27 protein-coding genes are annotated in these 20,900 nt (G+C 53.6%); 6 read left to right on the top strand and 21 right to left on the bottom strand.

Annotated features, from left to right (window positions below):
- Nucleotides 1–588: 588 nt before the first annotated feature.
- Together ACR0LX_RS09495 and ACR0LX_RS09490 are read left to right on the top strand one after the other, a co-directional pair.
- Nucleotides 589–1,296 (top strand): lysozyme, encoded by a 708-nt coding sequence (locus tag ACR0LX_RS09495; protein ID WP_480783488.1) that lies wholly within the window; start codon nt 589–591, stop codon nt 1,294–1,296.
- Nucleotides 1,297–1,414: 118 nt separating this feature from the next.
- The gene (locus tag ACR0LX_RS09490; protein ID WP_480783487.1) at nt 1,415–2,059 is read left to right on the top strand and encodes a M48 family metalloprotease; all 645 of its coding nucleotides are present in this window, start codon (nt 1,415–1,417) and stop codon (nt 2,057–2,059) included.
- 822 nt (nt 2,060–2,881) lie between these two features.
- Here the strand turns inward: ACR0LX_RS09490 and ACR0LX_RS09485 are convergent.
- A complete protein-coding gene (locus ACR0LX_RS09485; protein WP_480783486.1) occupies nt 2,882–3,352 on the bottom strand; it encodes a hypothetical protein in 471 nt (156 codons plus the stop codon).
- A 292-nt stretch (nt 3,353–3,644) separates the two neighbouring features.
- Here ACR0LX_RS09485 and ACR0LX_RS09480 point away from each other — a divergent pair, with 292 nt between their 5' ends.
- Nucleotides 3,645–4,526: a hypothetical protein gene (locus tag ACR0LX_RS09480; protein WP_480783485.1), complete on the top strand. Its 882-nt coding sequence runs from the start codon at nt 3,645–3,647 to the stop codon at nt 4,524–4,526.
- A 597-nt stretch (nt 4,527–5,123) separates the two neighbouring features.
- Here ACR0LX_RS09480 and ACR0LX_RS09475 read toward each other — a convergent pair.
- The 5 genes from ACR0LX_RS09475 to ACR0LX_RS09455 are packed head-to-tail and all read right to left on the bottom strand — an operon-like array spanning nt 5,124 to nt 10,379.
- Entirely contained in the window at nt 5,124–7,058 is a 1,935-nt protein-coding gene (locus ACR0LX_RS09475; protein ID WP_480783484.1) for a hypothetical protein, read from the bottom strand.
- Nucleotides 7,058–8,905: a transglycosylase SLT domain-containing protein gene (locus ACR0LX_RS09470; RefSeq protein ID WP_480783483.1), complete on the bottom strand. Its 1,848-nt coding sequence runs from the start codon at nt 8,903–8,905 to the stop codon at nt 7,058–7,060. The genes ACR0LX_RS09475 and ACR0LX_RS09470 overlap by 1 nt, the downstream gene beginning before the upstream one ends.
- Nucleotides 8,902–9,117 carry an HGGxSTG domain-containing protein gene (locus tag ACR0LX_RS09465; protein WP_480783482.1) on the bottom strand — a complete coding sequence of 72 codons (216 nt, stop codon included), beginning with the start codon at nt 9,115–9,117 and terminating at the stop codon, nt 8,902–8,904. Before ACR0LX_RS09465 ends, ACR0LX_RS09470 begins: the two co-directional genes overlap by 4 nt.
- Nucleotides 9,114–9,923, bottom strand: a complete 810-nt coding sequence (locus ACR0LX_RS09460) for a hypothetical protein (RefSeq protein WP_480783481.1) — start codon at nt 9,921–9,923, stop codon at nt 9,114–9,116. The genes ACR0LX_RS09465 and ACR0LX_RS09460 overlap by 4 nt, the downstream gene beginning before the upstream one ends.
- 30 nt (nt 9,924–9,953) lie before the next feature.
- Nucleotides 9,954–10,379: a hypothetical protein gene (locus ACR0LX_RS09455; RefSeq protein ID WP_480783480.1), complete on the bottom strand. Its 426-nt coding sequence runs from the start codon at nt 10,377–10,379 to the stop codon at nt 9,954–9,956.
- Nucleotides 10,380–10,566: 187 nt separating this feature from the next.
- Between ACR0LX_RS09455 and ACR0LX_RS09450 the strand changes: the two genes are divergently transcribed.
- The 3 genes from ACR0LX_RS09450 to ACR0LX_RS09440 all read left to right on the top strand — a co-directional run bounded on the left by ACR0LX_RS09450 (nt 10,567) and on the right by ACR0LX_RS09440 (nt 11,490).
- A complete protein-coding gene (locus ACR0LX_RS09450) occupies nt 10,567–10,878 on the top strand; it encodes a hypothetical protein (protein WP_480783479.1) in 312 nt (103 codons plus the stop codon).
- Between the two features lie 140 nt (nt 10,879–11,018).
- Nucleotides 11,019–11,177 (top strand): hypothetical protein, encoded by a 159-nt coding sequence (locus tag ACR0LX_RS09445; RefSeq protein ID WP_480783478.1) that lies wholly within the window; start codon nt 11,019–11,021, stop codon nt 11,175–11,177.
- A gap of 127 nt (nt 11,178–11,304) precedes the next feature.
- Nucleotides 11,305–11,490 carry a hypothetical protein gene (locus ACR0LX_RS09440; protein ID WP_480783477.1) on the top strand — a complete coding sequence of 62 codons (186 nt, stop codon included), beginning with the start codon at nt 11,305–11,307 and terminating at the stop codon, nt 11,488–11,490.
- 88 nt (nt 11,491–11,578) lie between these two features.
- On the opposite strand, the gene ACR0LX_RS09435 is transcribed toward ACR0LX_RS09440, so the two are convergent.
- From ACR0LX_RS09435 to ACR0LX_RS09365, 15 genes are all read right to left on the bottom strand, one after another.
- Nucleotides 11,579–12,910, bottom strand: coding sequence for an adenylate/guanylate cyclase domain-containing protein (locus ACR0LX_RS09435; protein WP_480783476.1), 1,332 nt, complete (start codon nt 12,908–12,910; stop codon nt 11,579–11,581).
- Between the two features lie 357 nt (nt 12,911–13,267).
- The gene (locus ACR0LX_RS09430) at nt 13,268–13,450 is read right to left on the bottom strand and encodes a hypothetical protein (RefSeq protein ID WP_480783475.1); all 183 of its coding nucleotides are present in this window, start codon (nt 13,448–13,450) and stop codon (nt 13,268–13,270) included.
- Nucleotides 13,443–13,790 (bottom strand): hypothetical protein, encoded by a 348-nt coding sequence (locus ACR0LX_RS09425; protein ID WP_480783474.1) that lies wholly within the window; start codon nt 13,788–13,790, stop codon nt 13,443–13,445. Before ACR0LX_RS09425 ends, ACR0LX_RS09430 begins: the two co-directional genes overlap by 8 nt.
- Nucleotides 13,787–14,059: a hypothetical protein gene (locus ACR0LX_RS09420; RefSeq protein WP_480783473.1), complete on the bottom strand. Its 273-nt coding sequence runs from the start codon at nt 14,057–14,059 to the stop codon at nt 13,787–13,789. Before ACR0LX_RS09420 ends, ACR0LX_RS09425 begins: the two co-directional genes overlap by 4 nt.
- 5 nt (nt 14,060–14,064) lie before the next feature.
- Nucleotides 14,065–14,283 (bottom strand): hypothetical protein, encoded by a 219-nt coding sequence (locus tag ACR0LX_RS09415; RefSeq protein WP_480783472.1) that lies wholly within the window; start codon nt 14,281–14,283, stop codon nt 14,065–14,067.
- Nucleotides 14,280–14,726 carry a DUF5681 domain-containing protein gene (locus ACR0LX_RS09410; RefSeq protein ID WP_480783471.1) on the bottom strand — a complete coding sequence of 149 codons (447 nt, stop codon included), beginning with the start codon at nt 14,724–14,726 and terminating at the stop codon, nt 14,280–14,282. Before ACR0LX_RS09410 ends, ACR0LX_RS09415 begins: the two co-directional genes overlap by 4 nt.
- 145 nt (nt 14,727–14,871) lie before the next feature.
- Entirely contained in the window at nt 14,872–15,399 is a 528-nt protein-coding gene (locus tag ACR0LX_RS09405; protein WP_480783470.1) for a hypothetical protein, read from the bottom strand.
- Entirely contained in the window at nt 15,400–15,606 is a 207-nt protein-coding gene (locus ACR0LX_RS09400; protein ID WP_480783469.1) for a transcriptional coactivator p15/PC4 family protein, read from the bottom strand. It lies immediately after the preceding gene.
- A 100-nt stretch (nt 15,607–15,706) separates the two neighbouring features.
- Entirely contained in the window at nt 15,707–16,075 is a 369-nt protein-coding gene (locus tag ACR0LX_RS09395) for a hypothetical protein (protein WP_480783468.1), read from the bottom strand.
- A gap of 111 nt (nt 16,076–16,186) precedes the next feature.
- The gene (locus ACR0LX_RS09390; protein WP_480783467.1) at nt 16,187–16,390 is read right to left on the bottom strand and encodes a helix-turn-helix domain-containing protein; all 204 of its coding nucleotides are present in this window, start codon (nt 16,388–16,390) and stop codon (nt 16,187–16,189) included.
- A 73-nt stretch (nt 16,391–16,463) separates the two neighbouring features.
- On the bottom strand, nt 16,464–17,162 hold the full coding sequence (locus ACR0LX_RS09385) for a hypothetical protein (protein ID WP_480783466.1): 699 nt from the start codon (nt 17,160–17,162) through the stop codon (nt 16,464–16,466).
- Nucleotides 17,155–18,381, bottom strand: coding sequence for a tyrosine-type recombinase/integrase (locus tag ACR0LX_RS09380; protein WP_480783465.1), 1,227 nt, complete (start codon nt 18,379–18,381; stop codon nt 17,155–17,157). The genes ACR0LX_RS09385 and ACR0LX_RS09380 overlap by 8 nt, the downstream gene beginning before the upstream one ends.
- Before the next feature lie 298 nt (nt 18,382–18,679).
- A complete protein-coding gene (locus ACR0LX_RS09375; protein WP_480783464.1) occupies nt 18,680–19,480 on the bottom strand; it encodes an iron chelate uptake ABC transporter family permease subunit in 801 nt (266 codons plus the stop codon).
- Nucleotides 19,480–20,214: a metal ABC transporter ATP-binding protein gene (locus ACR0LX_RS09370; protein ID WP_480571618.1), complete on the bottom strand. Its 735-nt coding sequence runs from the start codon at nt 20,212–20,214 to the stop codon at nt 19,480–19,482. Before ACR0LX_RS09370 ends, ACR0LX_RS09375 begins: the two co-directional genes overlap by 1 nt.
- Nucleotides 20,215–20,216: 2 nt before the next feature.
- Complete coding sequence (locus tag ACR0LX_RS09365) at nt 20,217–20,729, bottom strand: Fur family transcriptional regulator (protein ID WP_480783463.1); 513 nt, start codon at nt 20,727–20,729, stop codon at nt 20,217–20,219.
- Between the last annotated feature and the right edge of the window lie 171 nt (nt 20,730–20,900).

The following is a 20,900-nucleotide window of genomic DNA, read 5'->3' as shown; positions in this document are numbered from 1 at the left end:
GGTACGAGTTTGGCGCGTCGTACCTCGGTTTACGCGGGAACTGGCATTAATTTTATGGGCATTCCGGGGCTAACTACCCCTTGCTGAATTCACGCCCCTGCCTGCTCCATTTCGCGCGCCAGTGCTATTAGCCGCTTCCGCTCCGTCCACGCGGCCACATTGGCCTCTGAGATGCGTTTGCGCCCCTAAGTAGTCTTAGGACCTCACCGCCTGCTACATTCGCTACATCTGCCACATCGGGTTTGGCATGAAGCTCCGAGTTAGGTGGTCAAAATTGATGTTCAAAAGAGCTGAGGATCAGGTTGCCGATGACGGGATCGGGAATTAAGTTGGTAAGTGTAAATGTGAGGTTTAGAGCCTCCAACTGGTGTGATCGTCCAGGAGCATCATCTCTCCAAGAGGTTTAAACGAACTCACCAAGTCAACCAATTGTGTGTCCTTCAAGTCTGTTTGTTCCGCCTCAACTTTCCGAAGGAAATGAAGGAAGTTTGAAACACGTTCACCGAATCACACTATTGCGATACTTTGATCTCATTGGGCTTTGCACATGTATTTTTGATTTGAAAAGCTTTGTGCCAGGGGATTTTAATGAGAAACCTCATCGTATGTATTATTGGTCTGGTATACTGGGTAATCCTGCCAACTTCGACCCTCGCCGATGAACTTGACAGAGTTCCATCGCAAATTCAGATTGAACGCCTTCAGGGCGGCCTTGGGGCCGCGCCACCTGGCCAAAGCGTTCGTCAAATTCTGGAAATTGCCTTAGAGCTATTGAAACACTTTGAGGGCTGGGAACCCGAGTTCTACGACGATCCCGCAGGATATTGTACAATTGGGTACGGTCACCTTATTGCATTAACTTCTTGCGCCAACTCCAACTTGTCTGGCTTCTCCCCACCTCTTTCAGAAAAAGCGGGCGAGGAGTTACTTTTGTCTGACACGCGAGACGCCAGATACGCTGTTCAACGCTTAGTGGCCGTCGATTTAAACCATGCACAGTTCAGCGCGCTTTCTTCGTTCGTGTTCAACGTTGGGTCTGAGAACTTTAGGAAATCAACGCTTTTGAGACTATTGAACCAGGGTGATTACAATGGATCCGCCAAACAGTTTCGGCGGTGGGTTAAAGCTGGTGGCAGAACCTTACCTGGTCTTGTCATACGAAGAAAATGTGAAGAGGCATTGTTCCTTGGCATTTTAACATTCGATGAAAATGAACAGTTTGATCGCAGCCGTTGTGAAGCAATTGGAGCGCAGGACTTAACTGGAGATTTGATAGATGTTTATGAGGGCGAATAAGTCTTTTGCTTTTTTCTCAGGCCTATGTTTGTTGTTTTGTCAGACGCACACAATCGCACTCGCGCAGAATAACCTTGATGCACCCGCCTGTTTTCAAGCGGAGGAGTTGCCTCCGAATATGGGTGACTTGGTTGGAGTTGCTCAGAGTGACGCAAGGCAAATTATTGATGAAGTCACATATGCTCTAGGATTGTCCGCTACAGAAATAATAGTTCGAGAGTGTCGCTTGGTGGAAAACGCTGTGGCTTGGGTTCCGCCAGAAGAGAGTGGACTGACAAGAGGACGTTACATCGTATACAATCCGGACTGGGCTCAATTGGCGGCGAGCGACAACCGCTGGCAAGCCGTCGGAATATTCGGTCACGAGCTTGGTCACTTTGTCGGCGGACATTTCTTTGAAAACTCTGGTCTCTCTCGGAGAGAAAAAGAGACACAAGCTGACAGATTTGCCGGGTGTGCTGTAGGTCGTCTAGATGGACCATGGTTTCCATTACAAGACTTGCTTCGAAGAATTAGATCAAACCATCCGGGTAACTACCCTAGCTTTGAGCAAAGCCATGCTAGTGCAAAGCAGGGTTATGTTGGGTGCGGGGGTAAAGACCATGTGGTTGATCTCTCTGTTTGCAGAGGTCTTCACCGGGGGTGGGGCTCAGAGGGGGAAAATGACTGGTTTGAGTATGAGGTAGATTGTACTGAAGCGGGGAACTGTAGTGGATACCTTTTGATTGAAGTTGAAACCAACAATCTCGTTGACTGCATGTAGCGGCTTGCCGAAGTGTTTCACTTCTCAGTTTCATTCGAAGTTTGCGATGCAAGAACACAGCTATCAAGCCGCCTGATCCATCTTCCGTGCCATGGCAATCAGGCGCTTACGTCCCAACGAAGCAGCCCATTTGCTTCCGATTTACGCTAAGTTCGTTTCCGCGCCGCCATCTTCCTGTGGCATTCCTTGCAATCCGCTGGCGTCCAGCCCTCGATTCTTTCGTTTGTGAAATCGTTCACTGCACAGGCTGTGAAAATCGCCGACAGTCGCGCCACGAACACGAAATCCGTCGGAACTCGACTAAGGGGTGCGGTTTCGACGGGCGCTGCCGTCTCCAAACAGAATAGCGAGACGCGGCGTAGGAGGGGCTGGACAAGGGGGGTCTTAGCCAGCCTCTCCACACTGACAAGCATTTAGTGACCTGCCTCATCCGCGACATTTATTGCTGGCAGACTTTGGGTTGCCACTTACGGCGAGAACAGAGATTCATCAAACCTCTCGATAACTGCCCGTTTGCTTTGTGCTGGCGGGTTTATTTCTTTGTCTGCAAACGCCAGTTTTAACGGTTTCACCAGCAAGCTCTTTCGGCCTACCGCGCGCTGCACTTTCGGAACAACTTGTTCCGTTATTCCGTCGCAACTCCCATAACTCTTTTCGCTTCGCTAGGTGCTCGGATTTCTGAACCTCATCCAACTCCGACCGCATCAGGTTTTCATCAAACTCCCAAAGCTGGCGGTCGATTTCGTCAGCATCGGTGAAAGCAAGAAGAAGTTACTCACAGTTCTGTTGCTCGGCGGCAAACACTTTCTTCTCGACGAATAGTTAGGTGTTCCCCGGAAACTTGTATCGGTGCACTTTGCTTGCTCTACGAGTTCCAGTGGCGGTCCATAGCAGCACATCCACGATACACTGATATTCAGCTCCAGCCTCAATGCCGATCCATTTGGAATCCGCAAGCTTATGCCTGTAGTACTTTCCGCCTCCATTCGCCTTGGGGTATCCTAGCGAAGCGACCCAAGGGTGCCATTGAGGAATCCATAGATCCTCTGATATGTTCTGTATCCAAACTTCAATCATTTCAGTGTCTTCATCAAGAACCTGGCACTGAACGTCGAAAATCATATCCTTACCTAAAATATCGAATTTTGCGTTTATCGATATGTCTACAAGTCCCGTAGATTCATCAGCGTTTGAAGGTTCAATGAAGTCGGACTGTGTCCCTTGCATTAAAGAGCTTCTGAGACTGCTGATTCTTTCAGCTCGTTCATCAAACGTTACTTTCAATTCGGTCATAGCTTCACTCCTTGTCAAAACACACTTTTTGAAAACCGGTTCTCAAAAACTACCCAAAGACTACAGCGTTTGATTGATGCCGCCAAACTTCGAAGTGCCATCTATGCGACGTGCTTGCCACGTTAATGGCTTCGATCCCCCGTTTAGGCTATACACACGAATGCATCGCCTAATTCTAAGCAGATGCGCAAAGTCGAAATAGTCGAATTAGCGCGTAAATCGTTTCTGTGATATGGTTATTTGGATCACTGCATATTCTTGAGTGTCACAAGTTCCTTCTAGGCGGTCCACCATGATAAAAATTCATTTTAGACGGACAGTGGCATTTGCCGTTGCACTTGCCTTCAGCATATCTCTAATGGAGCCTGTGTCAGCCCAATTTCTAAACTTAAAGAGGGGCTTAGACAAACCCAAAACGAAAGCTGGATCCAAGTATGGAGGTGCCAAAGAACCAGGAGGTCCCTTCGGGCGTCACAAGTTCCGAGGACCAACTGAAAATCCAAACCATGCAGCGAACGTTCTTCCCAGCCGAGGATTGTTGCCTAGCCCTTTAATAATAAAAACCTACCCGACAGATGAAGACATCAAACGCGCATTGGCGGCTGAAAAGTACCAAGCAGAAATTGACAAACTTCTCCCTGAACGGTTGTCTCAAAACTCTTTGGCCACGGCGGAATTTAGGGCAGTGTTTCAAGAAGAATTTGGCCCTGTAATTGCCGAAGTTTTGAAAAAGAACCCGGATCTTTTTGAGGACATCTGGCTCAAGGGCGAAAAGAATGTTGCGGAGCTAGTAACGGACGAACTTAGTAAAAAGCAAAAGACATCAGACGAACCGCTGTTCACCTTTAAACCCGGTCGATATACAGTAACTGTTAAACTAAACCGTTCATTGAAAACCAGATACGCCGAGTTTGAACCACCAGAATTTGATATTGCAAAGTTCTTGGTAATTGCCTCGGGTGTTGCGTATTGCCTTAAAGAAACGACTATTTGCAAGGAACTGGCCGCTGAACAGTTTAATGAAGTCTATCTTGCGCTCGAAGGGAAGGAACGGGTACCTGTGGTAACAATGGATGTAGACGACAAGCAATCGGGGGATGGGAGTACAGCTTCGGCTGATTTGTGGTCTGATATCCTTGAGAACGACAATGAGGCCAAGGTCACCGCGGATTGACTAGTTCAACTAAACTTGTTGCCTCAATTGCATTTCACCATTGTTTCGCCCCGCTTTCTCGCAGCCATCTTGCGACAGCCTTCCTTGCAATACTTGGCGTCCACCCGTTTCCATTCCGGCATGAGCTCACCGCAATACAGGCAGTGCCAGCCCCGCGAATAGTTCTGCGCCATCTTGTTGGCACGCTGCGATATCCGGTGCGCGCTCTGCCACGGGTAATGGTTGAAACTGAGACTCACGTGGGGCGGGTCGTAATGCTCTATCCAGATTGTCGCGTTATTGCGGTCTGCGATGGAGTGTACCTTATCCAGGAACTGGCATTGATATCATTGGGCATTCCGGGGCTAACTACGCCTCTGGGCTTTAAACGCTCTTTGCCGGTGCCCATGTTGAGGACATGACAGTTGCTGACCTGACTATTCTAGAACTGTATTGCGTGGTTGCGGCGTCTGCGTCGGTGTTCGGATTTATTTGCTGGTCACTTTGGGGTGTGGCCACTGACACCGATAGACAGCTTTCCCCGCTTGGCTGGGGTGCGTTAGGCATTGCTTCGCTAATTGGTGTGATAGGCCCCGCGCTTTACGGGGCCTATATCCTTTACTCAGGGCTAAACTGAGGACCGGTTGCGTTCATCATCAGCGCTCGGGCGATTATCTCCTTTACCCTGTCGGGTGCCTTTGTGACTGCCTGCTGAACCTGCGCCGGTACGCCCGCCCTTGTCAGCATTTCGGCAATAACAGGAGCAACCTTAGCTTCTCGACCCGCCGACATATGCCGAAGCGCAGCAGCACCGCCACGCCTTGCCAGCAACGCAGCGGCCACACCACCACCAGCGCCGGTCATGTCGCCCGTGACGGCAAAGCCAGTGCCAGCACCCGCGCTGCCAACTATGCCTTGCTCAATCAACTGGCGGGCCGTGGTTGAATTCCCAGTAAGCGCCTTGTGCGTCTCGCCAAAGGTGCGTTCGTTGGCAATCTGTTTCTGAACCGCAGCAGCGCCCTCTGGCCCCAGAGCGGCTTGCATGGCGTCCTGCTGACGAAGTGGGCCGAATAGGGTATCAACAGCGCCCGGCGTGTCCCTGCGGTTCTGCAGCGCATCAATCTTGCCGCTGGCATAGCCCTGCGCAACTTCGTCAGGGTGCGCGAATGCGGCTTTCTCTGCGCGTCGGGCATAGTCTGCCGAAACACGGGGCTTTGCACCCTCTGCGCCGATATTCACAGCATTCACCCGATTATGAGCGCTTGCTGCCAATTCCCGAGCGCCGCCGTATTCAGGCATCAGGTCATCAATGCGTTGGCGAACCTGCTTAGACAGCATTCCAGCAATAGCTTGCTGATTGTCCTGGCTCTGACCAAGGTTGGGGCGCGCCATGTCGTCCAAGGCCCTCTTGGCTTCGTCCAGAATTGCCAGCGTAGAGGGTTCGCCGGGGACGCCTTCTGCAATCATCCGGTCACGTGCGAGGCGCTGGCCCTGTTGTAGTGCTTTCTGACCCATGTCGCTTGAGAACAGGTCATCAAAAGCTGACATGTCGATATCGTGACCCAGTGAGCGGGCCTGATTGTAGGCCGCGTTAATATCAGGGCGGGCTCGTTTGCGAATGGCAGATACCAAATCATCAGCCGATTGCGGCGCATCCATGCGAGATGCAGTCAGCAGGCTATCGGTCAAACGGTCGCTCTGGCCTGCCATACGCGTCCGTGAGGCGGTTTCCAGTGCTTCGCGGGCCTCGGGGCTGGAATTGGCCGCAGCGCGCCCCAGAGCGCGCCCACGTTCGCCCATGACGTCTATCAGCATTCCATCGGGGCCGAGCTCATCCAGTTTAGCCGCTGAATCAGGTGATAGCATTTGTGCAATCCGAGCCTTTGCTTGAGAGTTGGGCTTGCCAAATCTGCGGGCAAGGTATCCTTGCATTGCTGGAGCGCTCATCAGAATTCCAGATGCAGCGCCTCCAGTAACAGCGCCGATTGCGCCGCTTTCAAGCGCGCCTGTGCCCCGCTCTGCTAGGTCGCCATCTGTGTGACCGGCTCCGGCTGCGCCGCCATACAGCAAGCCGTCGCCAGCCGAGCCCTTAATCGCTGCGCCCGGTGTTTTTGCATTCTTTGCAAGGCTCAGCCCAAGCTTTCCAGCGCCCGCAACACCTGTCGCAAGGCCCGCCACATCGCCAACAGTTGAAGCCGTAGGGTGGTGTACGTCAGCCGCCTTTGACCGCGCCTGCTGTCTTTGCAGATTGCCGGAGAAATCACCAAAATCACCGCCGATACCAGTAGCGGTGTTGCCCGCCGCCAAGAGTTCGTCACCGAACCCAAACAGCCCGGTATCTACAGCACTGCGAACGCCTGCGCCGATGCTTTCGAAGTCCCTGATATTGGCACGGGGAACAATCCCGCTCTGACGCAGGCTTGTCATGGCGCGTTCAAACAAGGACGGGTCATAGGGGGCGACTGTAGAGCCGTCCCCCTGCGGTTGCTGATTTTCGTATTTCTCCCAAGGCTTGCCCTCGGGCTTTTTGTACTTTTCCCACGGTCCAGCCATCAGTTCACTTGCTCCCAATTCTCAGGGTTTTGCGGGTCGCCGCCAAGGAAGCGGTAGCCGTCTTCGATTGTGCCGACTTTGGGGCCATTTCTGCTCGATTGCTGCTGTTGGGGCGGCTCAGTTTCGTCACCTCCCTCAATTGCGGCCTCAAAGTCGGCAATGGTCCATTGACGGCCTTCCCAGCCAGTCAGGGTGCCATTCTTCTGATAGTAATCGACTTGGGATTGCGTATCCTGCGCCGCTGCCTTCATCGCCAGAGATAGACGGCGTAGGCGCTTGGCGTTCTCAGCCTCTGGAAGCCGGGCGTTGTATGCACGGGCTATCAGTTGCTCGCCCTCTTTCGCTGTAAACTGCGCACCTAGAAGCAGGCGTAGGTTGCGCTGCACTACGTTTTCAACCGTCTCTCGCGCCGCGACGGCTTTAGGGTGCGTTGCCGCTCCAATGAAGTCTGGCAAACTGCCGAGAACCGGGCCAGTCAAGTTGGCGCTGCCGTTCTCCAACTGGTCCGCAACAGTTTCGATTTGCGCAATCTGACTCGCCATGTCTGCGCCACCGCCCTGCGACCAAGGCACGTAGGTCTTTGCAAATTCCTCGTCCACCTTTTCTTGTGCGGGAGTGACGGGTTGCGAATATGGTGTTTGCTCACCATTCGGGCCAAGACCAACAGTGATGTTATTCTGCGCCGCACCGGCCTTTTTGATATCGGTCTGATACTGAACGATATCGCCCTGATACCCGCCTTCTACAGCCGCCTCATAATTGCGCATGAGTGCGGTCTTTTCCTCTGGTGGGTTCTGCATGCGCTCAATCTCTAGTCGGGCTTTTTCAAGCTGCATCTGGCGCATCGGGTCGTTTGCCTGTGCCCAGCGGTCATAGGCCCGGTCATCCGCCGCTCTGCGGTCGTCCAGTTCTGCCATCAACATGGCTTTCTGTTCCTGGCTTACCCAAGGGCTATTAAGCGCCTTATAGAACGCGCTGTAGTCGGCGCGTTGGGGCTCAGGGGCCGCGCCACCAAACTTACCTGTCCACTTGTTTGCGAATTCAGCGGCTGTCATGTGTGATTTGCCACCGTTCAACATCACGGCGTCATTGCCGAGCAAACTGGCAGCATTGGCGTTCGGGTTTGAAAGCAATGTAGCAGCACCCCCAGCGCCCTGCTGGTGAGCAAGGTAGAGTTCTGCCGCTGTTGGCTCGCGTCCAAGCACTTGCCGTAAGTGGGCGGTGTTGTCAGCCGCCAAACGGGCCGCAGCAGACGCCGAGGCGCGAACGTCAGTCTTGTCCGTCAGCCCGTACTGTTGAGCCGTGCTGTCGATGAATTGGAACATACCCCCAGCGCTGGAATTTGAGTTCTGCGCATTCGGGTTGCCGCCGCTTTCAATCTGGGCGGTGCGTGTCAGGTATCCAGAGGGCAGGCCGTGCTGTTGCTCCAACATGGCGAAGTATCCGCCGTCAGACATTGCGTCGGTTTTCCCGAGCGCGGCCATGGCATCGTCGCCGATTACTTGCTCTTCAGTACGCGGTGGAATGCCGAGCATTGTCATTGGACCGGTACTCGATGCGTAGGGCTTTGGTTCGCGGCCTTGCAACGCAGCCAAGATGAGCTCATGCGCCTTGCTCTGACCCTGGGCCTCACCTTCGTCAATCTGGTTCATCATGCCGCGATACATCAGAGCGTTGCCGATAGCGGTTAGGCCCTCTCCAACGTTCCGGGGTGTTCGTCCGACATTCGCTGCCAATGCGTCGGCAATCCTGCGCTTGGTCTGCAACTGCTCGTGAGAAATGCCGGTATCGCCCCCAAAGACGAATCCAGATTTCTTAGGCCCTGTATATCCTTTATATCCAATCATGCCCTTGCCTCATTAGCTACGCTGGCCATTGCCAACGCTTGGTGAATTTCCCGCCAGCGGGCCTTGGCGCCTTCTGACTGACGTTTTCGCCCCTCAGCAGTCTTTGCCCCAGTGGACAGACCGCCATGAAGGCGACAGCGTGTTTTCCCCTCAACCGGCTTTGCTGTGCAGGTCGAGCCGTCTGATAACTTTGCTCCACAAATCTCCGTCATGGGCGTCTCCCTGCCATGATGCCTGCAGAACCCAGCCCAAACAGTCCGCCCATAATTTGATTGCGGTTGTTCACATCCTGCTGCCATATGCCGAGCCGCTGGTTGTAGTTCTTGTTGATATTCCCAGCGACGTCCGTTGTCGGGATTGAGTTTGTCGGCGTGTTCACAAAGTTGGGGTGAGATACCTGCGAACCGCTCATCAAGGCCGTAATCTCGTTAATCGGCTGGTTCCGCTGCGCCATGGCCGAATTCATGCCGGTGTTGTAGCTGTCCAGCATGAACCTGTTACGAGAGTCCATCTGGCTTTCACGAAGATTAGCCATTTCTCGGTCGTATGCTTCCGAGCCCATTTGTATGCCCCGGTTCGAAAGCTGGGCATTGAGCGCCTCAACCGCATTTGCGTTTTGCTCGGAATTCAGGTCATCATACAAACCCCCGGCCCACGCCTCATGGTCCCCAACGTTGTATTGGAACGGCTCGGCCATATAGTCGCCGAGAAATGCGGATTGGTCATTTGCCAGTGTCGCCAGATTTAGCTGCGCGGCGTCGTTCTGGTCCTTGATATTCTGCTGCGCGCGCGAAAGCGTTTGTGTCGCTGTGAACGTCGGGATTTTGTAACTCTTCTTCGTGTACGGGTCGCGGAACGTATGTGAGCCGGTCTGGTCATAGTTCAGCGTTCCGTCAGGTGTGACCTGAGAGACGTTGTTCAGATTTGCATTTGCCAATGCTGTGGCAACGCTGGTGCCCGTCTGTGCCGCTGATGTTTCGCGCGGGTCAGGGGTCTTGGGTGCTTTAGGCTTGCCCATCTTGTAATTCCTTTGATTGCGGTAGCTGGTTCATTGGTACAGACGCCAGCCCCATATGATTGATGGACCGTCCGTGAGTGGCAGGACGCCAGCTTGTCGAAACCCGGCAGATTGCATCAGCCACGTGTTTGCCCAGTTCACCGCGCAGGTTGCGGTGATATATTCGGGGGATTGCGCATCCCAGAAGGACCGAACAACGGCCTTTAGTTCTTGGTCGAGATTGTCACGGTCCAGGTCTGCAAAGTTCACGCTAAGCTGCCAAACACCGGGTACGATACTTTCAGTGAAAACACCGACAGTGCCGTTGATGCGCCAGAACTGAACGCGCCCGGACTGGATTAGCGCAGCCTTGTCATCGTCAATAGCTTCAAAGTCCTCGGGCGACATTTCGTCCGAAAGGTCTAGGCGCTCCGCCTTCTGTTTTGGGCTTTGACCTTGTTCCTGTGTTGCTTCCATTTCCTGCCCCCGATTTTATTGCAATTGGGGTATCATATTACCGCTAATAAAGCAAGAACGTGGCAGGAGTATCTGTGTGATTGTGAGGTAAAATAGCACCTCACGCCCTGTTGGAATTTCCCTTTGTTTTCAGTGCTGGCTTTTCGTCATTGTGGAAAGAAAATCGTCAACTGTTAAAGTCCGAGATATGGCAGATGAAAAACCAAATTTTAAGAAAGCCGACCCGGCAAAATGGCCTAATGGCGTCAGGACTATTTCCATAGATGAGATGGACAACATCGGTATCGATGCGGGCCACCGACTCTATTGGGACGGTGAGCAAATTGTTACCCAACAGATACAGCGTTTGGCGTGGTTTGAGCGCGGCTTCGGTGCTTTGGCGGTCATGGCGGCAGTCTTTGGCGTGTTCATTCAAGCGTGGTCTTGGGGTTGTGAACTACAGTGGCTGAACTCCGGCAGTTGCCCACCAAGCGAATATTCGCGCTCTGAAACGCAATGAGCGTTGTTTTGCCATGCTTCCGGTGGAGTTGGTGGCGGTAGTTCCGGCGAAGGAACCTTGGTGTAGTCTAAGGGTGGCCCATAGAAACGCGTAGAAGCTCCAACTGCCGGTTCGCTCGCGTACTGTATATAGGAAAACCGATGACGACTGTTGACCATGATATCAACACAGCGAAGAGTTTGGCGTCTGAAATGTTCGCTGATGAGGAATTCGTGGAGTTCCTTTCCACCGCAGAAGACGAACAGGAACGTGCCGCCCGGGTGATTTTTTACGTATTGCAAAGGCAGCGCGATAGCTGACAAGCCAAGTGCTGTGGGTGATAACAGGCGGTGAAGGATGGAGCAATTAGACCTGTTGGCATGCGCATTTGTGGTGGCTATCGTTGTTTGGATATTGGTGGTGGCGTACTAACCAGCGGATGAGATAATGGAAATCGGCGACAAGGTAATAGCCAACTTTCCCGATAACACCCGTAGCGAAGTCGGGACGGTTGTCGATGGGCCAATAGTATCAAACGGAATGGCCGCATATAAGGTTCGCTATGTTGGCTTCGACAACTGGTTGCCTGCCGCCTGGTTGAAACCCTACCTTCAGGCCGTTAACGACAACTGAATACGAGCAAAAAAGCCGGTTTGTTCAATATGGTCTGCCAAGGAATTCGATGCCATGAAGCTGCGCAAATTTTGTCCAGTATTTGAATTCAATCGCTTCTTCTACGAACTAGGTCGCAAAGCCCACCTTTCGAAGTATATACTGACCAGTTTTCAATTAGCGCTTCTTTCAAGTCATCTGGTAGCTCACCAAATTCGTAAAAATAGTGGTCGCCAAAATAGCTGGTGAAGTCACGAATTTCGCCCGGACATTGTTGAAGTTTATCTAGTTCATTTCCTGAAAATTCATCGACGCTGATTCCAAAGGCGTTGAACCAATCTGTATTTCGAAAATCGACGTCGTCGAATTTGGTGCCGAAAAACGAAACACTTCGCAACTTAGCGTTGGTGAAATCAACGTTGGTAATAGTCGAGCCGTCAAAGCTTGAGAAAATCAAAAATGCTCCAGAAAAACTCATTCCATCGACTTCTATATTAGAAAAGTCAATCGCTACAAGGTCCTTCCCAGAAAGTGCGTCTGGCAAAAAATAGTACTGAAGCGGGAACGAACCATTGTTTTTGATTGTTGAGAAAATTTTTCCTGCTAGGGCCCTTCTTCCGTTTCTGTTAAAGCCAGATTCACTCCCGAGAAGAAGTACCTTGTCCGCAAGCGAGGACAAGGTTCTTTCTTGATCAGGCGTTTCTAAGGGCAGAATCTCCCTTTCAATCAAGTCGATGGTAGCTTCAGCAGCCAAATATTGTTCGTTTTCAATGTCCTGTGACAATTCAAACATGAGCGTATCCAACCTGTTTGAATCTGCCCTAGAAATCCATAAGTACAATGCCAACAACGCAACCACAAAGAATGCGCCAGATGCAAAAAGGCCTATACGTTTATTACCCATTGGACTCGAGGGAAGAACAGCCTTGCCTTCCACTACTTGGTAAACACGTACTGGCGTTGCGATATTCTTTAAGTGTTTCTCGCCCAACGATTTGTAGGCGACGTCGACGTTTGTCTTGAGTACATCGTAAGCCGTGCCGGAAATCACCACTCCCCCTGGTTCAGCAAGGGCCTCCAGTCGGGCAGCTACGTTGACGCCATCCCCGTAAACATCTCCCTCATCGAATACAACGTCGCCAAGATGGATGCCGACCCGATACAATATCTTCTGGTCGTCGGGCTGATCTTCTTCACGAGCGGCCATCTCTGTTTGGACAGCTACCGCAGTCTGAACTGCTTCGACAACGGAAGCGAACTCCGCCAACAATCCGTCACCAGTTAGTTTAATGATGTGGCCGTGTTTTGCTTGAATAGTTGGTTCTATGAGCTCGCGGAGATGACGTTTCTGACGCTGGAGTGTACCAATTTCGTCGAGCTCAACCAGACGGCTAAAGCCAACCATGTCAGCCGCAAGCACTGCCGCAATTCGCCGTTCCATGTTGGCACCTCCTTATAGAAGGATACCGGGAACAAGCATAGCCGGGAAGACTCATGAGGCCGTCTTCTCGGCTAATGAACCGAGCAATTTTTTTCGAAGTAGCTTGATCGTCGATTCAAGATTCGCGGTCACATTCCAAGAGGTCTTGCACGCTCTCATCGCTGATGCGGTCAGTAGACGCTTTCTCATGGGCAAGCCTTTCGTCCGCTGCGGCCAGTTCTTCTGCGTTTATGTCTTTGGTAAGCTTCCCGCCAGCCGCTCCAAAGCGCGGGTCAGACGCACATGTTCGTTAACCGCTTTCCTCAACTCCTGAGCCTACCGACTTCGCATAGGGCTGATATATCCCGCGCTTTCAAACTACTCCATCCAGCGAACCGGTATGACATTTGTGTCATCCGGTATCCCTTGTTCACGCCTGACCTGCTGTACGTGTGCTTCCAGTTGCGCTTCGGTCAATCCGGGCTCCACCCATGTATAGTGGACCTTCGGCTCAGACGAGCGGGTTTCTAGTTTTTGGATACGGTTGTTCAGATTAGGCATTCAAATCTCCATTCTCTTTGAGATTGGCCAGCAACTTCGGGTCGTATGCAGAAATCACGGCAGTTAGTGCCGTCATGCATGCTTCTAGGGTTGGGGTATCAAGCAGTTCATAGAAGCGGCCTGGGCGCTTGGTATGAGAATTCACCAGCTCAAGGTGCGCACGTTCCTTGAACTTGGCCTCGGTCTCATCTTTAAGTCGGTATATTGGCGACAACCCAAGCTCCGGTAGCTCTGCAGCGACCAACTTCCCAGAGGGTTCTGTGATAAACTTGAGCGACAAGGACGCCGCCTCGATTGGTGCGGCGCTCTCAAGCTTTCCAACTCTTTTTCGGATATTCATTCCAAGCCCTCCACGACACGCTCAACACGGGCTTTGAAGTCTTCCATAGTTTCAGCATCTTCACTGGCGACCTGCCTGCGTGCGTTAGGCCCCTTAACTATGATTGCAAATCCCGGTGTCTGCCCGTCTGTGTCCCCCGGCTTACGTGGGATGACGTTGCCTTCGGAGTCGTGAATCGGACTTAGCGAGCACACAAAGATTGCATCCGGCTCGATGCCACCGACAGGTGATTGGCTTTCGATTCTCTGTACTCTTGTTTTCAGGCTCATTGGGTCTACTCCTTCAGTTCTATCTTGGCTCGGGCAATGAACTCTTGATCCGTTTCGTCGCCCTTGCGGCTAAGCAGTTTGCCAAAGCCGCGAATTGTTGAGAGCCGTTCAATCAGGCTTCCGTCAGCGGCTCGGCTGACGATTGAACGAAGCACCATAAATTGCTGAGGCCCGTCTGCACTTCGCGTTTCCAGCTTGGTGATGCGCTTTGACAATCCGCTCATTTCACTGCCTCCAATGCTGCAATTCTGCGTTCCAGTTCTGTCGTTTCCAGCACCCGCCTGTACTGCTCCACCAGACCCATGACAGTTGCGCCCTCAAGCGGGGTCACCTCACCCTGAGAAACGGCCTGCAGGACCGCTTGTGCTGCTTCAGAGGCGTCCTCAGCAGATTTGATGGGCGGAAGGTCGAAATTGATGGGCGCGTCCTTTCGGGTGGGCGCAATCCGCTCCAGACAAAGACGCAGGGCCGTGCTGTCGCCATCAAGCGCCAGCGCAACCGCCTTCTGTGTGATTTGCTCAGATTGGCCCTCAAGCAGTTCTTCGACTGCCCTTGTGATGCGGTGTCTTGCGCCTCTAGGCCTGCCAGAATTGCCTGGTGCAAACGTCCCGTCTGGGTTCCTTTCATCCGTTGTTGCGCCGTTGATACGGTCGGATTCATCCGTCATTGCTCATGCCTCGCTGTGTTGGATTGTTGGGTAGAAGGTGTCCGTTTCCCCCAGACCCCCTGGTAGATAAGGATGTCATCAATATTGAGCCGGGAGCCCTGCCCAAATGGGGTGTTTTCGGCACAAATTTTGAGCCGCCCTGTCATCATTTTTGTGCCGCCTCTGCTGTCCCCGGCACAAATTTTAAGACGGTGCTGTCATCATTTTGATGACGGGGTTTTTCTTTTCCGTTGGTCCCATTTGGGTTGTGAGTTGGGGCTTTGATGACCGGGAAATCCGCGCCTTCGGACCACTGCTTGTATAACCTGCGCCCGCCGTCCCCGTGTGCTGTCGGTAGCGATATCTCGGTAAGTTCAAACAGCGGCGAAGTCGCGACGCCACTGTCACCAAGCTTGGGTGGTTTAGTCACCGTTATGAAACCTTTGGCCTGCAATTCACGAAAGCCATTGGCGACTGTGTTGCGCGTGACGCCAACACGCTCTGCGGCCTGCCGAACGCTTAGGCTGATCCTGCCGTTGTTGTTGTTCTCCGGCCCCCGCCATTCAAGCTTAAGCCAGGGGTACAGAGCCTGTGCGACAGGGGAGAGCGCCCGCCAAGCGGGCGTCTCCATCATGTTTCGGACAAGCTTAGTGAAGTGCTCGCCGCGTTTCTCGTTTCGCCTGTCGCGCCCCATCTACGCAGCCTCTGCCTTGTTGAGCGCGTCTATGAACTCAGGCAGCAATTCAGCCTTGAAGGCGACACCTTGCTTGCCGGGCAGCATCTCTCCGTCTTTAGAGACGAAGAACACGCGAATATTGATGAGGTCATGCCCCTGAAAGTCATCCCGGCTGACGCGGAATTCCTCGCGGCTGTTCTTGGGGATCTGGGTGATGAGGGCCATTAGCGGCCCTCCCCAAAGTACAGTTCTGCGATCAGCCTTGCGGATGCTTCACTCAATGCATGCTTGCGGCGAAGAGCATGGATCTGAAGGTCGCGGGTTCTCATGCCGCCACCTCGTTCGCCTGGATCAGCTCAACTTTGCTGACGAGGAAATAGATGCCGAACTTCTGGCGTCCGGTATCTGCATCGCCCCGATACATCTTGCATTCGATGTTCACGCCGTCATCGCGCCGTAGAGGCAGCACCTGGTCCGACAGGCGGCAGTAGCTGGCCGCGTAAAGAGTCGACCGCATCAAACCCTCAAGGACTTGGCGCTTGTGCTTGGATGCGTAGATTTCACGTGGTTCCTGACCCGGATCTGTAATCCGGTAGAGTGCCGGAGCCGTTAGGTTCGGTAGGTCTGCCCAGCGATACACGCGCAATGCGTTTGACGGTGGGAGTTCGAATTCCTGTTTCTGCTCAATACTCAAGTTTCTTCTCCTTGGTTGTTGCACCAAGGGCGAGAAACGGTTACAATCGCAACTATTCCACCAGCCGCAATCGTATGCCGCCCGCGCCCTAGTTCTGGGTGCGGGTTTTGATTAAGCGGCGGGTTCAGCGACTTGATTGAACCAACGATCCAACTCGTCGTACTCTAACCGGGTAGAGTTGCCGATTTTGACATACTTGAGCCGCCCGGCCTTCATTTCCTCATAGAGGGTACTCCGGGACATCCCGGTGTAAGTTACCGCCCCGGACACATCCGTTGCCCGTGGGCGAGTGTTGTGATTTCCAACAATATCCATGTTTGTTTCTCCGTATCCGTGTTGATACGGAGAAACGTACGGAGCTTGCTCGCAGAGGTATAAAGGAGCTTTCTTAATCGCCTGGCGGGGAAAATTCCTTACATGCCGCGCGCGCCCACGCTTCTGGGCTAGCAGTGGTTCCCACGGCAGAAAACGCCATAGTCACAAAGTCAAGAAACGGGCCGTAAGCTCGGTTGCCCCATTCATGAGGATTTGTATTCACAGTCGGCATTGAGCCGGTAACAGCAAAATAGACCTTTGCGCAATCGGCGGCAAATAACATGGCGGCGGTTTCGGTTGGTTTGTTTTTGTTGACGATTGCAAATTCTGGTTCATCGCTGAACGCACTGTTCACAGAAAGCGCATCGGGATTTACGGACGCCGCCGCTGAATTCAAAATGTCGCTCATAACATTCAGCGATTCTACTAGTTCTTTCTGAGCTAGATTATTCGCTGTGAGCGCGACAAACTCGGCGTCAGAATTCGGAAAGAAGCATTTCAAAACCTGCGGAAACGTCTTGCTTCCGTGCCATCCGACCCTTTCCAGTTGTTTAGCAGCAGAAGCCAAAGACCTTGCAGCCTTCTTGATGTCGTCAATGTCTTTTTTTGGCTCCCGGTCCATCCGCTCAACAGATTGGAGACTGGACGCAAGGCTGAAACACCGCTCCAATGCCTCTGCGTGTGTCTGCGCATCATCATCACTAATTGAGTTGGACAATCTCTTGATGGCCTCAATAAGTGAGGCTCTGCGCTCCGACCTTTCGTCAGTCACCCCGGCCCCCAATCGCAATCACGTCTGCGCCTTCCTGCGTCACCAGTTCTGCCCACTTATCCAACGCGACCGCGCGCTGATCCAGCAATTGAGCCTGATTGTAAACGCGCCCAACGAGCGTCGGAGCGGATGCTGTTGCCGAGTGATTCAATATGCGATCCACAACAGCCTCATTTTCCCCCGCATCAGCCATCTTTGTAGCAAATCCGGTTCTGATGTCATGTATCCGCCAATGCTCAAAACTATCAGGCAAAAGCTTGTCCAGTCGCGCCTTTGCCTTACCGATCCCTGACACAGGCGTGTCGCCGGTTGTGGTAAACACAAAGCCGGTATCTGTGTCTTCGGAATGAAGCGCCTTCAATTCCTTTAGGGCCGGGTTGGACAAATGGGTTATGTGCGGTTTCTTATTCTTAGTTTGAGAACCGGGCTTAGTCATTCGCGCTGCGTCGAATGTGATTTCTTCCCATTTAAGGCCCAGGATTTCGCCCCTGCGCTGACAAGTAAGCAACAAAAGCCGGAACACCGGTCCCCAAACCGGGCCCATCTGAAATGTAGCCTGCCAGATTGCCCTTATCTCGCCAATCGATAGAACCCGCTCACGTGCATGCTCGGTCGTGGCCTTCGCAATCCCACTGGCGATATTCTCAGAGATGTAACCACGAACCCATGCCCAATTTGAAAACGCGGACAACGCAGCCCGGATACGATTAGCATAAGCCTTTCGGCCTGCCGACGCCTTTGCGTCCACGGCCTTTTGTATATCGGCTCGCGTCAATTCAGTGATTGGGGTTTCCAGATGCTCAGATAGGGATTGGCGCAACTGGCGCAGCCTTTCATCGCGTGTTCTGAGGCTGGATAAATGTATGGCGTCATAGATATCCAACACCTGTGACACCGTTTGCGTGGATGCCTGCAATCGCTTCCTTTCGCGCCTCTCTGCCACTGCGTTTGCGATCCGGTCAATTCCTTGCGCGGCCTCGGCTTCAATCTCCAACGCCATCTTGCGGGCTTCTGATAGACTGACAGGCTTAGGCCACTGGCCAAGCGTATGTTTGCGCTTTGGCCCGCCCTTTATCCGCTTTTCATACATCCATACTGCTTTGCCGGTAGAGGAAAGCCGAAACCTCAACCCTTTGCGCTCTGTGTCAGACACCTCAAGACGTCCCGTCTCAGGAGGGGTGAGGCTTTCAAGGTATCTGTTCGTTAGTTTCTTTTTCATCGTTCTGGGGGACTCATGGGGGACAAAATCGAATGGATTGTGGTGGACGGTTGTGGACAATGGTAGACAATAATTACTCGGGGGACAACTTAAAGATACCTGATTTAATACAATAAATGCGGCAGCAATCAGACGAATATGGACGAGCTAGGACAGCGACGGACTTAACTCTGAAACCGGGGGTAAACGGAATCATAATCCGCGTGTCGGGGGTTCAAGTCCCTCCTCCGCTACCAAAATCCCAAGAGTTTTGACAATGTTTCCCGGCGAAGGTCGGTGCTTTGCGCGTCGTTCCAGATCAGTGCGACTTGCGCCTGGAATACGCACCGACAAGGCTGAAACAGGCAAAAATGATTGCCGCGACGCAGACTATGGATGGGCCCGCCGGAGTGTCCAGGACATAGGCGGCTCGCAGGCCGGCAAGCGCCGACGTTGCGCCGATCAGCGCTGCGATAAGGGCCATCGATTCGGGGGACCGCGCCAGGCTGCGCGCTGCGGCGGCCGGGATGATCAGCATGGCCGCAATCAGCAGGACGCCCACGACCTTGATTGCGACGGCCACGGTCACAGACAGGGCCAGGGTCAGGATCAGTTGTTCGCGTTTTGGGTTGAAGCCACTGGCGTAAGCCAGTTCCTCATTCAGCGTTGCGGTCAACAGTTCCGACCAGCGCCAGGCGATCAGAGTGACGACAAGGGCCGCACCCCCCCAGATGACCAACAGGTCCGAGCGGGACACCGCCAGAATGTCACCAAACAGATAGGCCATCAGATCGATGCGGACGCCGGTCAGAAACGAGACTGCCACAAGGCCAAAGGCGAGGGCGGAATGGGCCAGAACACCCAGCAGCGTGTCCATCGCGTATCCGCGCCCGGACAAAAAGGTGACGGTTAGCGCCATGATCAACGCAACGGCCAGAGCTCCGGCGAAGATCGACATCTGAAATGTCAGCGACAAGGCGATGCCCAAAATCGCTGCGTGCGCTGTGGCGTCCCCGAAATACGCCATGCGGCGCCATACGACAAAACACCCAAGCGGTGCCGCTGCAAAGGCCACGCCGATACCGGCCAGCGTTGCCCGTGTCATGAAATCGTCAAGCATTACTCTGCCGCTTCTTTTGAATGGTCGTGGTGGTCGTGGTCATGATCGTGCCGGTACAAGGCTAGCGCCCCGCCGGTTCCGGTACCGAACAATGCCCGGTATTCCGGTGCCGAGGCCACAACCGCAGGTGAGCCCTCGCAACAGACATGGCCGTTCAGGCAGATCACGCGGTCAGACGCGCTCATGACCACGTGCAGTTCGTGACTGATCATCAGGATGGCACATTGGGTTTCTGCCCGTACGGCCTCGATCTGGTGATAAAAGGCGGCCGAACCGGGTTGGTCCAGCCCTTGCGTCGCCTCATCCAGCAGCAGGATTTCAGGCTTGTTGATCAGCGCCCGCGCCAAAAGCACTCGCTGGAACTGGCCACCGGACAATTGTGACATCTGCCGCTTGGTCAAATCCGGTACACCGGCGGCTTTCAGCGCCTCGGCGCAGTCGTGCCGCGACACTCGGCTGGTCAGTCGCATGAAACGTTCGACGGAAATCGGCAAGGTCGGATCGATATGCAGCTTTTGCGGGACATATCCGATCCGTAGCCCCGGCTTGCGGATCACACGCCCGGCCGAGGGCTGGGTCGCGCCGATGATGGCGCGCAACAGGCTGGTTTTGCCCGACCCGTTGGGCCCGACAATTGTCACGATCTCACCGGCTTCGACGGTCATATGCACATGGCGCAGAACGGTGTTGGCACCGTAGCGCATACCGAGGTCTTCGACAGTTACAAGGGTCATGTCTACGCCTTAGCAGAGCAATCGGGGCAAATGCCTTCGGCCTCGACCACGGTCCGCTCAATTTCAAATCCCACCGCGCGGGCGGCAGCGCCAAGCGCGCCTTTGGCCGGCGTTGATTGTGCTTCGGCGACAGCGTCACATACACGACAGATCATGAAGGCGGGGGAATGCGCGGCACCCGGGTTGGCACAGGCGACAAAGGCGTTCAGGCGCTCGATCTTGTGCACAAAGCCGTTTGCAACCAGAAAATCGAGTGCGCGGTATGCGACGGGTGGCTGCGAGCCAAAGCCCTCGGTGCGAAGGCGGTCCAGAATCGCATAGGCCCCAAGCGCGCGATGTTCCTGAAGCAACATCTCAAGCACCTTGCGCCGAACCGGTGTCAGGCGCAGCCCCTCCTGTTTGCACCGCGTTTCGGCGGTGCGGAGTGCAGTTTCGACACAGGATCCATGATCGTGGTCCGTGAACCCGACAGGTGCGTTTTCAGCCGATGTCTCTGTTGGTGCTTGTCTTGTCATGCCAGCTCTTATCAGGTGCGCAACTCACAATGTTATAAAATCACACAGCGGTCCAGATGTCCAGAAAGCTGCCGCCTGTTTCGGCTACTGCCGCACCTCCAACTGAACCGCAGACCGACCTCGGACACATGGTACTGCCTAGGGCTGTTCAGAGCCGGACAACCGGCAATC

It is taken from the genome of Ruegeria sp. CH11 (assembly GCF_056537105.1).
This window is presented reverse-complemented; position numbering and strand designations above follow the sequence as displayed.

Coding starts and splice junctions, on each gene's coding strand:
- ACR0LX_RS09410 (WP_480783471.1), bottom strand. CDS start 14,726: ATGACGGATGAATCCGACCGTATCAACGGCGCAACAACGGATGAAAGG.
- ACR0LX_RS09435 (WP_480783476.1), bottom strand. CDS start 12,910: ATGGAACGGCGAATTGCGGCAGTGCTTGCGGCTGACATGGTTGGCTTT.
- ACR0LX_RS09495 (WP_480783488.1), top strand. CDS start 589: ATGAGAAACCTCATCGTATGTATTATTGGTCTGGTATACTGGGTAATC.
- ACR0LX_RS09415 (WP_480783472.1), bottom strand. CDS start 14,283: ATGAGCGGATTGTCAAAGCGCATCACCAAGCTGGAAACGCGAAGTGCA.
- ACR0LX_RS09400 (WP_480783469.1), bottom strand. CDS start 15,606: ATGGCCCTCATCACCCAGATCCCCAAGAACAGCCGCGAGGAATTCCGC.
- ACR0LX_RS09370 (WP_480571618.1), bottom strand. CDS start 20,214: ATGACCCTTGTAACTGTCGAAGACCTCGGTATGCGCTACGGTGCCAAC.
- ACR0LX_RS09390 (WP_480783467.1), bottom strand. CDS start 16,390: ATGGATATTGTTGGAAATCACAACACTCGCCCACGGGCAACGGATGTG.
- ACR0LX_RS09455 (WP_480783480.1), bottom strand. CDS start 10,379: ATGGAAGCAACACAGGAACAAGGTCAAAGCCCAAAACAGAAGGCGGAG.
- ACR0LX_RS09465 (WP_480783482.1), bottom strand. CDS start 9,117: ATGACGGAGATTTGTGGAGCAAAGTTATCAGACGGCTCGACCTGCACA.
- ACR0LX_RS09440 (WP_480783477.1), top strand. CDS start 11,305: ATGGAAATCGGCGACAAGGTAATAGCCAACTTTCCCGATAACACCCGT.
- ACR0LX_RS09490 (WP_480783487.1), top strand. CDS start 1,415: ATGGGTGACTTGGTTGGAGTTGCTCAGAGTGACGCAAGGCAAATTATT.
- ACR0LX_RS09460 (WP_480783481.1), bottom strand. CDS start 9,923: ATGGGCAAGCCTAAAGCACCCAAGACCCCTGACCCGCGCGAAACATCA.
- ACR0LX_RS09430 (WP_480783475.1), bottom strand. CDS start 13,450: ATGCCTAATCTGAACAACCGTATCCAAAAACTAGAAACCCGCTCGTCT.
- ACR0LX_RS09470 (WP_480783483.1), bottom strand. CDS start 8,905: ATGATTGGATATAAAGGATATACAGGGCCTAAGAAATCTGGATTCGTC.
- ACR0LX_RS09375 (WP_480783464.1), bottom strand. CDS start 19,480: ATGCTTGACGATTTCATGACACGGGCAACGCTGGCCGGTATCGGCGTG.
- ACR0LX_RS09475 (WP_480783484.1), bottom strand. CDS start 7,058: ATGGCTGGACCGTGGGAAAAGTACAAAAAGCCCGAGGGCAAGCCTTGG.
- ACR0LX_RS09380 (WP_480783465.1), bottom strand. CDS start 18,381: ATGAAAAAGAAACTAACGAACAGATACCTTGAAAGCCTCACCCCTCCT.
- ACR0LX_RS09425 (WP_480783474.1), bottom strand. CDS start 13,790: ATGAATATCCGAAAAAGAGTTGGAAAGCTTGAGAGCGCCGCACCAATC.
- ACR0LX_RS09365 (WP_480783463.1), bottom strand. CDS start 20,729: ATGACAAGACAAGCACCAACAGAGACATCGGCTGAAAACGCACCTGTC.
- ACR0LX_RS09450 (WP_480783479.1), top strand. CDS start 10,567: ATGGCAGATGAAAAACCAAATTTTAAGAAAGCCGACCCGGCAAAATGG.
- ACR0LX_RS09445 (WP_480783478.1), top strand. CDS start 11,019: ATGACGACTGTTGACCATGATATCAACACAGCGAAGAGTTTGGCGTCT.
- ACR0LX_RS09485 (WP_480783486.1), bottom strand. CDS start 3,352: ATGACCGAATTGAAAGTAACGTTTGATGAACGAGCTGAAAGAATCAGC.
- ACR0LX_RS09480 (WP_480783485.1), top strand. CDS start 3,645: ATGATAAAAATTCATTTTAGACGGACAGTGGCATTTGCCGTTGCACTT.
- ACR0LX_RS09420 (WP_480783473.1), bottom strand. CDS start 14,059: ATGAGCCTGAAAACAAGAGTACAGAGAATCGAAAGCCAATCACCTGTC.
- ACR0LX_RS09405 (WP_480783470.1), bottom strand. CDS start 15,399: ATGGGGCGCGACAGGCGAAACGAGAAACGCGGCGAGCACTTCACTAAG.